12 protein-coding genes and 1 rRNA gene are annotated in these 14002 nt (G+C 61.2%); 6 read left to right on the top strand and 7 right to left on the bottom strand.

Annotated features, from left to right (window positions below; genetic code table 11):
- Positions 1–30: 30 nt before the first annotated feature.
- Positions 31–1567, bottom strand: a 16S ribosomal RNA gene (locus ACYCFC_RS04625).
- A 164-nt stretch (positions 1568–1731) separates the two neighbouring features.
- Here ACYCFC_RS04625 and ACYCFC_RS04620 point away from each other — a divergent pair.
- The 6 genes from ACYCFC_RS04620 to ACYCFC_RS04595 all read left to right on the top strand — a co-directional run bounded on the left by ACYCFC_RS04620 (position 1732) and on the right by ACYCFC_RS04595 (position 7079).
- A complete protein-coding gene (locus ACYCFC_RS04620; protein WP_459653247.1) occupies positions 1732–2013 on the top strand; it encodes a hypothetical protein in 282 nt (93 codons plus the stop codon).
- Positions 2014–2288: 275 nt separating this feature from the next.
- Positions 2289–3620, top strand: coding sequence for a TRZ/ATZ family hydrolase (locus tag ACYCFC_RS04615; RefSeq protein WP_459653950.1), 1332 nt, complete (start codon positions 2289–2291; stop codon positions 3618–3620).
- A gap of 142 nt (positions 3621–3762) precedes the next feature.
- Complete coding sequence (ubiG, locus tag ACYCFC_RS04610) at positions 3763–4461, top strand: bifunctional 2-polyprenyl-6-hydroxyphenol methylase/3-demethylubiquinol 3-O-methyltransferase UbiG (RefSeq protein ID WP_181084362.1); 699 nt, start codon at positions 3763–3765, stop codon at positions 4459–4461.
- Positions 4461–5132, top strand: a complete 672-nt coding sequence (mupP, locus tag ACYCFC_RS04605) for an N-acetylmuramic acid 6-phosphate phosphatase MupP (protein ID WP_181084365.1) — start codon at positions 4461–4463, stop codon at positions 5130–5132. Before ubiG ends, mupP begins: the two co-directional genes overlap by 1 nt.
- A gap of 68 nt (positions 5133–5200) precedes the next feature.
- On the top strand, positions 5201–5941 hold the full coding sequence (locus tag ACYCFC_RS04600) for a YciK family oxidoreductase (RefSeq protein ID WP_181084367.1): 741 nt from the start codon (positions 5201–5203) through the stop codon (positions 5939–5941).
- A gap of 208 nt (positions 5942–6149) precedes the next feature.
- Complete coding sequence (locus ACYCFC_RS04595) at positions 6150–7079, top strand: GGDEF domain-containing protein (protein ID WP_181084369.1); 930 nt, start codon at positions 6150–6152, stop codon at positions 7077–7079.
- Between the two features lie 69 nt (positions 7080–7148).
- Here ACYCFC_RS04595 and rluB read toward each other — a convergent pair whose 3' ends face one another.
- From rluB to edd, 6 genes are all read right to left on the bottom strand, one after another.
- The gene (rluB, locus tag ACYCFC_RS04590; RefSeq protein WP_181084371.1) at positions 7149–8216 is read right to left on the bottom strand and encodes a 23S rRNA pseudouridine(2605) synthase RluB; all 1068 of its coding nucleotides are present in this window, start codon (positions 8214–8216) and stop codon (positions 7149–7151) included.
- A gap of 99 nt (positions 8217–8315) precedes the next feature.
- Complete coding sequence (locus ACYCFC_RS04585; protein WP_459653246.1) at positions 8316–8960, bottom strand: bifunctional 4-hydroxy-2-oxoglutarate aldolase/2-dehydro-3-deoxy-phosphogluconate aldolase; 645 nt, start codon at positions 8958–8960, stop codon at positions 8316–8318.
- A 19-nt stretch (positions 8961–8979) separates the two neighbouring features.
- A complete protein-coding gene (gene pgl, locus ACYCFC_RS04580) occupies positions 8980–9693 on the bottom strand; it encodes a 6-phosphogluconolactonase (protein WP_459653245.1) in 714 nt (237 codons plus the stop codon).
- Complete coding sequence (gene zwf, locus ACYCFC_RS04575) at positions 9680–11149, bottom strand: glucose-6-phosphate dehydrogenase (RefSeq protein WP_459653244.1); 1470 nt, start codon at positions 11147–11149, stop codon at positions 9680–9682. The genes pgl and zwf overlap by 14 nt, the downstream gene beginning before the upstream one ends.
- A gap of 51 nt (positions 11150–11200) precedes the next feature.
- A complete protein-coding gene (locus ACYCFC_RS04570) occupies positions 11201–12172 on the bottom strand; it encodes a glucokinase (protein ID WP_459653243.1) in 972 nt (323 codons plus the stop codon).
- A complete protein-coding gene (edd, locus tag ACYCFC_RS04565; RefSeq protein WP_459653242.1) occupies positions 12169–13998 on the bottom strand; it encodes a phosphogluconate dehydratase in 1830 nt (609 codons plus the stop codon). Before edd ends, ACYCFC_RS04570 begins: the two co-directional genes overlap by 4 nt.
- Positions 13999–14002 lie beyond the last annotated feature (4 nt).

Below are 14002 nucleotides of genomic sequence, written 5' to 3'. Positions count from 1 at the left end.
GGTACTTATGAAGAAGCTGATGTCTTCGATTAAGGAGGTGATCCAGCCGCAGGTTCCCCTACGGCTACCTTGTTACGACTTCACCCCAGTCATGAATCACTCCGTGGTAACCGTCCCCCCGAAGGTTAGACTAGCTACTTCTGGAGCAACCCACTCCCATGGTGTGACGGGCGGTGTGTACAAGGCCCGGGAACGTATTCACCGTGACATTCTGATTCACGATTACTAGCGATTCCGACTTCACGCAGTCGAGTTGCAGACTGCGATCCGGACTACGATCGGTTTTATGGGATTAGCTCCACCTCGCGGCTTGGCAACCCTTTGTACCGACCATTGTAGCACGTGTGTAGCCCAGGCCGTAAGGGCCATGATGACTTGACGTCATCCCCACCTTCCTCCGGTTTGTCACCGGCAGTCTCCTTAGAGTGCCCACCTTAACGTGCTGGTAACTAAGGACAAGGGTTGCGCTCGTTACGGGACTTAACCCAACATCTCACGACACGAGCTGACGACAGCCATGCAGCACCTGTGTCAGAGTTCCCGAAGGCACCTATCCATCTCTGGAAAGTTCTCTGCATGTCAAGGCCTGGTAAGGTTCTTCGCGTTGCTTCGAATTAAACCACATGCTCCACCGCTTGTGCGGGCCCCCGTCAATTCATTTGAGTTTTAACCTTGCGGCCGTACTCCCCAGGCGGTCAACTTAATGCGTTAGCTGCGCCACTAAGCTCTCAAGGAGCCCAACGGCTAGTTGACATCGTTTACGGCGTGGACTACCAGGGTATCTAATCCTGTTTGCTCCCCACGCTTTCGCACCTCAGTGTCAGTATTAGCCCAGGTGGTCGCCTTCGCCACTGGTGTTCCTTCCTATATCTACGCATTTCACCGCTACACAGGAAATTCCACCACCCTCTGCCATACTCTAGCTTGCCAGTTTTGAAAGCAGTTCCCAGGTTGAGCCCGGGGCTTTCACTTCCAACTTAACAAACCACCTACGCGCGCTTTACGCCCAGTAATTCCGATTAACGCTTGCACCCTTCGTATTACCGCGGCTGCTGGCACGAAGTTAGCCGGTGCTTATTCTGTCGGTAACGTCAAAACAGCAAGGTATTAACTTACTGCCCTTCCTCCCAACTTAAAGTGCTTTACAATCCGAAGACCTTCTTCACACACGCGGCATGGCTGGATCAGGCTTTCGCCCATTGTCCAATATTCCCCACTGCTGCCTCCCGTAGGAGTCTGGACCGTGTCTCAGTTCCAGTGTGACTGATCATCCTCTCAGACCAGTTACGGATCGCAGCCTTGGTGAGCCTTTACCTCACCAACAAGCTAATCCGACCTAGGCTCATCTGATAGCGCAAGGCCCGAAGGTCCCCTGCTTTCTCCCGTAGGACGTATGCGGTATTAGCGCCCGTTTCCGGACGTTATCCCCCACTACCAGGCAGATTCCTAGGCATTACTCACCCGTCCGCCGCTAAATCAGGGAGCAAGCTCCCCTCATCCGCTCGACTTGCATGTGTTAGGCCTGCCGCCAGCGTTCAATCTGAGCCATGATCAAACTCTTCAGTTCAATACTGCTTGGGTTTTGAGAAAACCCTAAACTTGGCTCAGCAATCGCAATCTCTTCTTAAGCAAACTCAAGAAGAGCACTCAATGATTTCTCGTTGAGTACATTGTGATGCTGATAATCTTGCTGACTACCAGTCTTACCTCACAAGCACCCACACGAATTGCTTGATTCAGTTGTTAAAGAGCGTTTCGATCAAGCCTTTCGTCTCAACCGAGGCCGCGCATTCTACAGCAGCCTTGTATCTCGTCAAGCTGTTTTTGAAGAATCTTTCTTTCTTCTCAACCGCTTATGCTGTCGATCGACTCAGCGTCTCTCGTCAGCGGGAGGCGAATTCTACAGCGTTCAAAACCGCTGTCAACCACCTCTTTCAACCGCTTGCGATCGAACCGACCGAAGCACCAACAGGACTCAACCACCGCCCTGTCAGCCCGGCGCATTCTACTTGAATTTGCCGTCCGTGCAAGCCCTTATTTTTAGCTAACTTCTTGATTTACAAGAGGTTTTACCAAGGGCCTGCGCCGGAGAAGGTGCGCATTATAGGCCCACAGAACGAGCCGTCAACGAGTTTTTGAAGATTTATTCCGCCAGCAGCGAAATGCAGCTGAAGCCTTCGCTTCTTGATATAGCACAACGCTTATTCGTTACCGCTTTTCCTGCTTTCTTCAAACTGCCTTGCGCAGGCTTTACACTGGCGGCCATACCGATCAGTCCGATGACCTCTATGTCGCATACCCCCTCAGAACCTCTCGACCTGCTTCTATTACCTACCTGGCTGGTACCGGTAGAGCCAGCCGGTGTTGTGTTGAAGAATCATGCACTTGGCATCCGCGATGGACGAATCGCCCTGATTGCTCCTCGCGAGGAAATCGGCAAGTACGTTGCCAGGGAAGCCCTCGATCTCAGCGGGATGCTGCTCACGCCCGGCCTTGTGAATGCGCACGGGCATGCGGCGATGACCTTGTTCCGGGGTCTTGCCGATGATCTGCCATTGATGACCTGGCTACGCGAGCACATCTGGCCGGCAGAAAACACATGGGTCGATGAGCACTTCGTTCGCGCAGGCAGCGAACTCGCCATCGCCGAACAGCTACAAAGTGGCGTCACCTGTTTTTCCGACATGTATTTCTTCCCTGAAATCGTCAGCGAGCTCGTTCACAAGCACGGTGTCAGGGCACAGATAGCCGTCACGATTTTTGACGGCGCAACGCCCGACTCACGGGATGCCGGCGAAGCGCTGCGCAAGGCCGTAGCAATGTTCGACGATCTCAAGCATCACCCCAGGCTGAGCATAGCCTTTGGTCCGCACGCGCCTTATTCCCTCTCGGACGGAAAACTCGAAAGCATCCGCACACTCGCAGCAGAGATGGATGCCGGCATTCAGATGCACGTTCACGAAACGGCCCATGAGGTGCAGGAAGCCATTCGTACACAAAGGGAACGCCCGCTGGCCCGCCTCGCTCGCCTGCAACTTCTGGGGCCTCGCTTTCAGGCAGTGCACATGACCCAGGTAAATGATGAAGACATGGCCCTGCTGGTCGAGCACAACTGCAGTGTCATCCACTGCCCCGAATCGAACCTGAAACTGGCCAGCGGCTTCTGCCCGGTCGAGCGGTTATGGGAGGCCGGCGTCAACGTCGCCATCGGTACGGACGGCGCCGCCAGCAACAACGATCTTGACCTGCTGGGCGAAACGCGCACGGCAGCGCTGCTGGCAAAGGCCGTTGCGGGATCGGCCACGGCACTGGATGCACACCGTGCATTGCGCATGGCCACACTCAATGGAGCAAGGGCGCTCGGCCTCGACGATCACACCGGCTCGCTGGAAATCGGCAAATTCGCCGACATGGTGGCATTCGACCTGTCCCGCCTCGCCCAGCAGCCCGTTTATGATCCCGTATCGCAGCTGATCTACTCAGGCGGGCGGGATTGCGTGCGGCACCTATGGGTGGGTGGCAAACAGCTGCTCAGGGATCGCCAATTGTTGCGCATGGACGAACAACGCATCATCGCAACCGCCCAGGAATGGGGACGCAGGATAGGCGCCAAACACTGAGCGACACCCATAACGCCATGCAATACCGCGACAAACTGACATGCAGAAGACGCTTCGCCGAAGCCCCTTCGTCTGATGGAAGCTGGCAACATGAGCGTTTGCAGCTCAAGCTTCCCCTTCACGCTTTCATACGGAACAGATTATGAGCAACGTCGATCACGCCGAAATCGCCAAATTCGAAGCGCTCGCACACCGTTGGTGGGACCGCGAAAGCGAGTTCAAGCCCCTGCACGAAATCAATCCGCTACGCGTGAACTGGATTGACGAGCACATTTCGCTGGCCGGCAAAAAGGTGCTGGATGTTGGCTGTGGCGGTGGCATCCTCAGTGAAGCCATGGCCCAGCGCGGCGCGACGGTTACCGGCATAGACATGGGCGAGGCGCCTCTCTCGGTCGCACGCCTGCACCTGCTGGAGTCGGGCCTGGAAGTCGATTATCGACAGATCACCGCTGAGGCCCTTGCCCAGGAGTGCCCCGGGCAGTTCGATGTGGTGACCTGCCTGGAGATGCTTGAGCATGTCCCAGACCCGGCGTCGATCATCCGCGCCTGCTACAAGATGGTGAAACCGGGTGGCCAGGTATTCTTCTCGACGATCAACCGCAATCCCAAAGCCTATGCCCTGGCCATCATCGGCGCGGAATATGTGCTGAAGATGCTGCCACGCGGCACACACGACTACCGCAAGTTCATCCGCCCTTCCGAACTCGGCGCTTGGAGCCGCGAAGCGGGCCTGGCCGTCAAGGACATCATCGGCCTGACCTACAACCCGCTGACCAAGGACTACAAACTGTCACCGGACGTCGATGTGAACTACATGGTTCAGACACTGCGGGAGGCCTGATGCACCTTCGTGCCGTTTTATTCGACATGGACGGAACCCTGCTCGATACCGCGCCCGACTTCATCGCCGTGGCCCAGGCCATGCGTCTGGCCCGCGGGCTTTCGCGTATTCCCGATCAGCAGGTTCGTGACGTCGTCTCCGGCGGGGCGCGGGCCATGGTGCTCAGCGCGTTCGATGTCGACCCACTGTCCGACGAATTCGAAACCCTGCGACTGGAATTTCTGGAGCGCTATCAGGAGCATTGCGCGGTTGAAAGCCGGCTGTATGACGGCATGGCACAGCTGCTGAGCGACATCGAAGAGGCGGACCTGCTCTGGGGCGTCGTGACCAACAAGCCCCTGCGCTTTGCCGAGCCCATCATGCAGCAACTGGGGCTCAGTACTCGCTCTGCGGTGCTGGTCTGCCCCGATCATGTCAGCAAGAGCAAACCCGACCCGGAACCCATGCTACTGGCCTGCAGCCAGTTGAGGCTCGCGCCCTCGACCACTCTGTTCGTGGGCGATGATCTGCGCGACATAGAATCCGGGCGCGCAGCGGGCAGTCGAACGGCGGCTGTGCGCTATGGCTATATTCACCCCCAGGACAACCCGGACCAGTGGGGGGCGGATCTGGTCATCGATCACCCACTGGAGCTGCGCGCAATACTCAATCGCGCGGCAGACAACCACTAACCCTGCCACACGGGCTCCAACAACATTCATGGGCGACCTGCCCACATCCTGACTGTACGAGGCTTCAGATGTTCGAGTATTCAGCCCGACCCAACCTGCTGGAAGGTCGGATCATCATGGTGACCGGCGCGGGCCGTGGAATTGGTGAAGCCGCTGCAAAGGCCTATGCGGCGCATGGCGCGACCGTGCTGCTGCTGGGCAAGAATGAAGAGAACCTGAACAGGGTCTATGACGAGATCGAAGCCGTCGGCTGGCCCCAGCCCGTGGTGATTCCGCTCAATCTGGAAACCGCCCTGCCACATCAGTACGACGAACTGGCAGCCACCATCGAGCGCGAGTTCGGTCGACTGGACGGCCTGCTGCACAACGCCGGAATCATCGGCCCACGCACGCCGATCGAACAGCTGACCGGTGAAAACTTCATGCGCGTCATGCAGGTCAACGTGAACGCCGCTTTCATGCTTACCAGCACGCTGCTACCGCTGCTCAAACTCTCCAGCGACGCTTCGGTCGTTTTCACCTCCAGCAGCGTAGGGCGAAAAGGCCGCGCCTACTGGGGCGGTTATGCGGTGTCCAAGTTCGCCCTCGAAGGCCTGATGCAGGTTCTGGCCGATGAACTGGACGATATCACCACGGTACGCAGCAACAGCGTCAACCCAGGCGCAACGCGTACCGATATGCGCGTCAAGGCCTATCCAGGCGAGAATCCGGCGGTCAATCCGCTGCCTGCGGACATCATGCCGGTCTACCTCTATCTCATGGGGCCGGACAGTAAGGGCGTCAATGGACAGGCACTGAACGCTCAGTAATCCACCGCACACATAAAACGTCGACTTTATGACACCTTCAAGGTGGCGGATCGCACAAAGCGGCAGCGATCTGCCACCTAAATGGCGAAAAGCCACCAAAGCGCTCGATCATAATCTCTAACTTATTGATAACAAAAGAAAAAGTTAACTTGGCATCGAATTCGCTATAGAGCCCTCATTAACGCCATTGCGTTTCGGGGGTTCCACCATGCTGCCGCAGCAGAACAATAGTGCCATCGATATCAATACCGCAGTCGTCACCCGGCTGAATCCAGGACCGCTCGGACAATCATCGGTCCGCACGCCCAGCCTCACCGATCTGCTGCGCAACCTTACGCTACGCCTGCAGACCAGCCTGGAACTGGACAGGCTGTTGGGATTCTTCTTCAGCGAAATCCGCCCCCTGATCCCGCTGGATGCACTGGTCTACCGTCATGCCGGCACGGATTTCCATCTGCAACTGGGCGAAGTCGAGCCGTGCTGCATCAGCTACCAGCTGTCCCATCATGGCGAGAGCCTTGGCGAACTCAGCCTGTACAGCCGCACGGCCCTTTCCGAGGCGACACTGGAGCAGCTGGAAAAAACCATCGGCTGTCTGCTCTTTCCGCTCTGCAATGCACTGCTGTACCGGCGCGCCGTACAGGCCTCGTTGAAAGACTCCCTGACCGGAGCCGGCAACCGCGTGGCGCTTGAACAGGCTCTGAACCGGGAAATCGAGATGTCGCGGCGCTACGGCCAGGCACTCTCGGTGATCATGCTGGACATGGATCACTTCAAGCACCTCAACGATACCCATGGCCATCACGCCGGAGATGCGGCCCTGCGTGCCGTAGCCCTGTTGCTCAGGGAACAGCTGCGCAATATCGACATGGTCTTCCGCTTCGGTGGCGAGGAATTCGTTCTGCTGCTGGCCAATACAGACGCGCAAGCGGCCACCCGCGTCGGCGAGCGCATCCGTCTGGCCATCGAGAAGCTGCCATTGCTGATTGGGGAGAAAACCATACAGCTGTCAGCCAGCCTCGGCTGTGCCACATACCACCCGAGCGAGTCCCAGCACGCATTGTTGCAACGCGCTGATCAGGCGCTGTATGAAGCCAAGCGCAGCGGTCGCAACCGCCTGTGTTTCGCCGCAGCCTGAGCGCCGCGCTGCAGTCATAAAAAAGAGCGAGACCGTCACCGGCTCGCTCTTTTTATTTCACGACAGACGTTACGGACGCTTGGGGCCCGGTCGTCCCGAAGGCTTGCCGCGACCTCGACCGCCCGCATTCGGACGCTCCGCCACCGGCGTACCCCGACTCGGATTGCTGCGCTCATCCGTATCACGCGGCTTGCGCACGGGCCGCTCGGCACGTGGCTCGCGCCCCTTCTCAGCGGCGCCACCCTCGGCAGGACGCAGCACACGCGGACGCCGCTCACCCCGCCCGACGGGCTTGCTCGCCTTGCGCTGCATGCGCTCGATCTTCTCTTTCGCCTTGGCCTTCATTTCCGGCAGGGCCACCGGCTTGAGACCGACTTCCTCGCTGAGAATATTGACTTCGCTCTGGGTCATCTCGCGCCAACGCCCCATCGGCAGGTCCGAGGTCATGAACACCGGACCAAAGCGCACCCGCTTCAGACGGCTGACCACCAGCCCCTGGGACTCCCACAGACGGCGCACTTCGCGGTTGCGGCCCTCCATTACCACGCAGTGATACCAGTGGTTGAAACCTTCACCACCCGGCGCCTGCTGGATATCGGTAAAGCGTGCCGGCCCGTCTTCGAGCATGACCCCCGTCTTCAGGCGCTCGATCATCTCGTCATCGACCTCGCCACGCACCCGCACCGCGTACTCGCGGTCCATCTCGTAGGAAGGATGCATCAGGCGGTTGGCCAGCTCACCATCGGTGGTGAACAGCAGCAGGCCGGTGGTGTTGATATCGAGGCGCCCGATATTGATCCAGCGGCCTTCCTTCGGCCGCGGCAGCCGGTCGAATACGGTCGGCCTGCCTTCCGGGTCGTCGCGGGTGCAGATCTCGCCATCGGGCTTGTTGTAGATCAGCACGCGGCGGACCACTTCAGCCGTTTCTTCGCGCTTGAGCAGACGCCCGTCGACGGCGATGGCGTCGTGCAGATCGACTCGCTGACCGAGCGTCGCGACAGCGCCGTTGACCTTGACCCGGCCAGCGGCAATCCAGCTTTCCACGTCGCGCCGAGAAGCCAGGCCGATACGGGCCAGAACCTTCTGCAGCTTTTCGCCGTGGGCAATATGAGGGGTTGAATCTTCGTGTTCGGTCATCTGGGCACCTCCCGGTGTGGCAGTTCCGATAGAAAGGCCGCGCACTATACGCGCTGCCTCACTCAAGCACTATCGGGCCAATAAAAAAATCAGCCTAGTTCAGCCCAGCGCCGCCAGCGCTTCGGCTGTTGCACGCTCGATGGCTGCCCAGTCGCCGCTCTTCAGCGTCGCGCCATCGATCATCCAGGTGCCGCCAACGCACATGACATTGTGCAACGCCAGATACTGCGCCGCATTGCCCGCATTGACGCCGCCAGTCGGGCAGAAACGCACATCGGCAAAGGGGCCGCCCAGCGCCTTGAGCGCCACAATGCCGCCACAGACTTCCGCGGGAAACAGTTTGAAGCGGCGATAACCAAGCCCATAGCCACGCATGATATCCGAGGCGCTACTGATCCCGGCTAGCAGCGGCACTGAGCAATACACACCGGCCTGGAGCAGTTCGTCGGTGCATCCCGGCGAGACGATGAACTGCGCCCCAGCGGCCTCGACCTCATCCATCATGCGCTTGTCGAGCACCGTACCGGCACCGATGCACAGCTCGGGGCGTTCTTCGCGCAAGCGACGGATAGCGGTCAAGCCATGTGCCGAGCGCAGGGTGATTTCAAGGGTCCTCAGGCCACCGGCAGCCAGGGCATCGGCCAGCGGCAGGATCTGCGCCTCGCTGCCGATGGTGATGACGGGCAGAATGCGCGCTTCGGTGCAGATGGAATCCAGCAAGGCATTTTTCTGGTCCATGTTCATGGGCTGTTCCTCGGGGCCGTCATGGGCACCAGTAGATTTCCAGTGGGGCGTGCAGGAACGCACGGATGGGCATTTGCGCGGGCTCCACCTGCATGGCCTGACGCAGGGTTTCCAGTTTTTCCGCACCCTGGAGCGACAGGCACTGAACCCGCGCGGAGGCCAGCAATGCATACGTCATGCTGATGCGCTGCCGGGGCTCCACCGGAGCCAGCATCGGCAGGCAGGCTTGCGTGCCCTCGGCATCGAGCCCCTGCACCAGCAGCGGGCTGTCGGGAAACAGCGAAGCCGTATGGCCGTCGTTGCCCATGCCCAGCACCAGCACATCGATGGGCCGTTTGAGCCGCTCCAGCGTCCCGCCTGCCAGGCGGGCGGTTTCTTCCAGGCTGTCGGCAGGCTGGTAGAGCCCGAGCAACTCGGCTTCAGCCGCCGCATGGCACAGCAGATGCCGGCGCAGCAGACCTTCATTGCTGTCAGGGTCATCGCCCTCGACCCAGCGCTCGTCCGCCAGGCTGATCTGGACTTTCTTCCAGTCCAGCTCACGCACGGACAAGGCCTCGAAGAAGGCGATCGGGCTGCGCCCGCCGGACACCACCAGACTGGCGCTGCCGTGGGTGGTAACCGCGTAATCCAGCGCCCCGGCCACCCGCTCGGCCAGTGTTTGTGCCAGCTGCTCGGGGCTCGCCAGACTGTGCGCCAGCACGCCGGAGGGCAGTTCGAGTTCAGAGATCGCCATACCAGGACCTTCCGTCACGAGTGATCAATGCAATGGATGCCACCGGCCCCCAGGAGCCGGCGGGATAGGCTTTCGGCGCATCGCCGATGCGCGACCAGCCCTCGATGAGCTGGTCGCACCATTTCCAGGCGTATTCGACTTCATCCTTGCGCACGAAGAGATTCTGGTTGCCCTGCATCACTTCCAGCAGCAGGCGCTCATAGGCATCGGGAATACGCGAGCTTTTATAGGTTTCAGAGAAGTTGAGCTGCAAGGGGCCGCTGCGCAGGTGCATGCCCTTGTCGAGGCCCTGCTCCTTGGTCATCACCTGCAGCGAGATGCCTTCATCCGGTTGCAGGCGGATGATCAGCCGGTTGCTGATCAGCGAGCGCTGTTCCGGCGCGAAGATATAGAACGGCGGCTCCTTGAAGTGGATGACGATCTGCGAAACCTTCTCCCCCATGCGCTTGCCGGTGCGCAGATAGAAAGGCACGCCGGACCAGCGCCAGTTGCAGATATCGGCGCGTAGCGCGACGAAGGTTTCGGTGCCGCTCCGGGCGTTGGAGTTTTCTTCCTCCAGATAGCCGGGCACGGCCTTGCCCGCCACGGAGCCGGCCACATACTGGCCGCGCACCACCTGCTGGCCCAGGCGCTCCACGGGAATCGGCGCCAGCGCCTTGAGCACCTTGACCTTCTCGTCGCGAATGCTGTCGGCGGTGAGGTCGCTGGGCGGGTCCATGGCGATCAGGCAGAGCAGTTGCAGCAGGTGGTTCTGGATCATGTCGCGCAACTGGCCGGCCTGGTCGAAATAGCCCCAGCGCCCCTCGATGCCGACCGTCTCGGCGACGCTGATCTCGACGTGGGAGATATGGTGCTGATTCCACTGCGTCTCGAACAGGCTGTTGGCGAAGCGCAGTGCGATCAGGTTCTGCACCGTTTCCTTGCCGAGGTAGTGGTCGATGCGGTAGATGCGCGTCTCGGGAAAATGCCGGGCGACGGCCTCGTTGATCACCCGCGAGGATTCGAGATCATGACCGATGGGTTTTTCCAGCACCACCCGGGTCTGCCCGGCCAGCCCCGCCGTGGCGAGATGCTCGCAGATCGCCCCATAGACCGCCGCGGGCGTCGCGAAATAGGCGATCAGCGGCATGTCGGGCGAGACGCTGGCGGCCAGCGTCGCATAATCCTCGGCATTGCGAAAATCCATGGTCAGGCATGCGCAGCGTGCCTGAAAGCGTTCCAGGGCCTGTTCGTCCAGCTGCGCCGCAGGAACGTGGCGACGCAGGGCCTGGGTGATGCGCTCCAGGTACGCCGCCGGTTCGCCCGGCTCGCGGGAGAGCGCCAGGATGCGCGTGCCGTCATTGAGCAAACCCGCCCGATCCAGCTGGTAGAGCGCCGGGAACAGCTTGCGCAACGCCAGATCGCCCAGCGCGCCGAACAAGGCAAAGGTCGTGGCTTCAACGGTAATGGCAGGCATGACTTCCTTCTGAGCAATTGACGGATCGCGGGCGGGCTGCGCCTGCCGGATTCAGCGGCGTCGCTTCGCACACCGCGACTGCTGCAGCGCGACGCCCGCGCCTTGCAGGCCCGGATAGTCGGCAGTCACCAGCCAGACAGGCACCTCGTCAAAGTACCGGCTCATGCAGCCCTTGTCGCGCAGCCCCTGACGAAAGCCACTGTTCAGGAAGAACTCGACGAAACGCGGCACCACGCCACCCGCGATATACAGCCCGCCGCGCGCGCCGGTGGTGAGCAGCTTGTCACCGGCTATCCGACCCAGCCAGACGCAGAACTGTTCCAGCACCGCAGCCGCATAGGCATCACCGGCCCGCGCGGCGGCGGTCACTTCGGCGGGCGAAGTCAGTTCCGGCACCCGTTCATCCAGTTCGCAACTGATTCGATACAGCTGCAGCAGGCCGCCGCCACTGAGCACGGCCTCGGCATTCACATGCCCGAGCCTTTCATGCAGGCGCGCCCAGATGGCGGCCTCGCGGATACTGCCCACGGACAGGCAGGCGTGCCCGCCCTCGCTCGGCAAGGCCCGCCAGCTGCCATCCTCCAGAGGCACCAGGGTGGCGACGCCCAGGCCGGTGCCGGGGCCGATCACCAGACGCGGCAGGCTGAAGTCCGACTGCCCCGCGCAGACCTCCACCAGCGCCTCACCGCCCAGCCGGGTCACACCCAGCGCCATGGCGGTGAAATCGTTGATCAGCAGCAGCTCATCAAGGCCGAAGGTTTCACTGAAGGCCTTGCGGCTGAAGCGCCAATGATTGTTGGTGAAGCGGAACTCATCCCCGGTCACCGGCCCGGCGCACGCCAGGCAAACCGCCTCAAGGGCTTCAACGCCCAGCCCGATGTTGCCTAGATAGGCATGAATGGCGTCCTCCGGTCGCGCGTAGTCGAGGGTCGACAGCACCCCCACCGATTCCACGCGCTGCTCACGCCACAAGGCGAAGCGGGCGTTGGTGCCGCCGATATCGCCGACCAGCGCCACCTTCACTTGAGCATCTCCAGCCCTTCTGTGAAGACACTGGCGCCCTGCTCCGCCGGGCTGAAGGAGGTCCGCAGAAAACCGAACAACTCGCGGCCACAGCCGATACCGAGGTCAGCGGGTGGCAAGACCCGCTCGCGGCTGTCGAACTCGGCCTGATCGACCAGCACCTGCAACTGCCCCGTGACGCCATCGACCCGGATGATATCGCCGTCGCGCACCCGGCTCAGCGGGCCGCCATCGAGCGCCTCGGGGCTGAGGTGAATCGCCGCCGGCACCTTGCCCGACGCACCGGACATGCGCCCATCGGTGACCAGCGCCACCTTGTAGCCGCGATCCTGCAGCACACCGAGAAAAGGCGTCAGCTTGTGCAGCTCCGGCATGCCGTTGGCCTTCGGCCCCTGAAAGCGCACCACCGCGACGAAATCCCGCTCCAGCTCGCCCACCTGGAAAGCCTGGGCCAGCTCACCCTGGTCGCTGAAGACTCGGGCCGGCGCCTCGACCACCAGATGCTCCGGCGCCACGGCGGAAATCTTGGTCACGCCGCGCCCCAGGTTGCCTTCCAGTACCCGCAATCCGCCTTCCACTGAGAAAGGCTGCTGTACCGGACGCAGGATCGCTTCATCGAGGCTCTGCTGCGGCCCTTCACGCCAGACCAGCCGGCCCTCGTCGAGGAACGGCTCCTGTGTGTAGCGTCTGAGGCCCTGGCCAGCCACCGTCTGCACGTCTTCATGCAGCAGCCCCGCATCCAGCAGGCTGCGTACCATGAAGGGCACGCCACCGGCGGCATGGAAATGGTTCACATCAGCCTGGCCATTGGGATAGACCTTGGCCAGCAGCGGCGTGACCGCCGAGATATCCGCCATGTCCCGCCAGGTCAGCTGAATGCCCGCCGCCTGGGCGAATGCCGGAATATGCAGCGTGTGGTTGGTCGAGCCGCCGGTGGCACTCAGCGCCACCACCGCATTGACGATGGCCTTCTCGTCGACGATCCGGCACAGCGGCACATAGTTGCCGGCCTGCGCCGTCATGCGCGTGATCTGCCGTGCGGCTTCGCGGGTCAGCTCGTCGCGCAGCGGCGTATAGGGATTGACGAACGAAGAGCCTGGCAGGTGCAGCCCCATGATTTCCATCACCACCTGGTTGGTGTTGGCGGTGCCATAGAAGGTGCAGGTGCCGGGGCTGTGATAGGAGAGCATTTCCGATTCCAGCAGCTCATCGCGGCTGGCCTTGCCTTCGGCGTAGAGCTGGCGCACTTCGGCTTTCTGCTTGTTGGGAATGCCCGACGACATCGGCCCGCCCGGCACGAACACTGCCGGCAGATGGCCGAAGCGCAGGGCGCCGATCATCAGCCCCGGAATGATCTTGTCGCAGATACCCAGGTACAGCGCCGCATCGAACATGTTGTGCGACAGGGCGATGGCCGTCGCCATGGCGATCACCTCGCGGCTGGCAAGGCTCAGCTCCATGCCCGCCTCGCCCTGGGTGACGCCGTCGCACATGGCCGGCACACCGCCGGCGAACTGCCCCACCGAACCGACCTCGCGCAGCGCCTGCTTGATGATCTCGGGAAAGTGTTCGTACGGCTGGTGCGCCGAGAGCATGTCGTTGTAGGCCGAGACGATGGCCACGTTGGCCTCGTTCATCAGGCGCAGGCGCTGCTTGTCTTCCACCGAGGCACAACCGGCCACGCCGTGGGCGAAGTTGGCGCATTGCAGCTTGCCGCGCTGCGGCCCTTCGCTGGCCGCCGCGGCCATCATCGCCAGATAGCGCTGTCGCGTGGGCCGGCTGCGCTCGATCAAACGCTCGGTAACCTGTTGAATCTGCGCGTGCATGGCG

It is taken from the genome of Stutzerimonas sp. NM35, from assembly GCF_054604355.1.
The sequence above is the reverse complement of the archived record's forward strand: the minus strand, read 5'-3'. Positions and strand labels throughout refer to the sequence as shown.

What these genes read in the sequence shown, in the direction of transcription:
- ACYCFC_RS04615 (WP_459653950.1), top strand. Translation starts at nt 2,289, where the DNA reads ATGTCGCATACCCCCTCAGAACCTCTCGACCTGCTTCTATTACCTACC.
- ubiG (WP_181084362.1), top strand. Translation starts at nt 3,763, where the DNA reads ATGAGCAACGTCGATCACGCCGAAATCGCCAAATTCGAAGCGCTCGCA.
- mupP (WP_181084365.1), top strand. Translation starts at nt 4,461, where the DNA reads ATGCACCTTCGTGCCGTTTTATTCGACATGGACGGAACCCTGCTCGAT.
- ACYCFC_RS04600 (WP_181084367.1), top strand. Translation starts at nt 5,201, where the DNA reads ATGTTCGAGTATTCAGCCCGACCCAACCTGCTGGAAGGTCGGATCATC.
- ACYCFC_RS04595 (WP_181084369.1), top strand. Translation starts at nt 6,150, where the DNA reads ATGCTGCCGCAGCAGAACAATAGTGCCATCGATATCAATACCGCAGTC.
- rluB (WP_181084371.1), bottom strand. Translation starts at nt 8,216, where the DNA reads ATGACCGAACACGAAGATTCAACCCCTCATATTGCCCACGGCGAAAAG.
- ACYCFC_RS04585 (WP_459653246.1), bottom strand. Translation starts at nt 8,960, where the DNA reads ATGAACATGGACCAGAAAAATGCCTTGCTGGATTCCATCTGCACCGAA.
- pgl (WP_459653245.1), bottom strand. Translation starts at nt 9,693, where the DNA reads ATGGCGATCTCTGAACTCGAACTGCCCTCCGGCGTGCTGGCGCACAGT.
- zwf (WP_459653244.1), bottom strand. Translation starts at nt 11,149, where the DNA reads ATGCCTGCCATTACCGTTGAAGCCACGACCTTTGCCTTGTTCGGCGCG.
- edd (WP_459653242.1), bottom strand. Translation starts at nt 13,998, where the DNA reads ATGCACGCGCAGATTCAACAGGTTACCGAGCGTTTGATCGAGCGCAGC.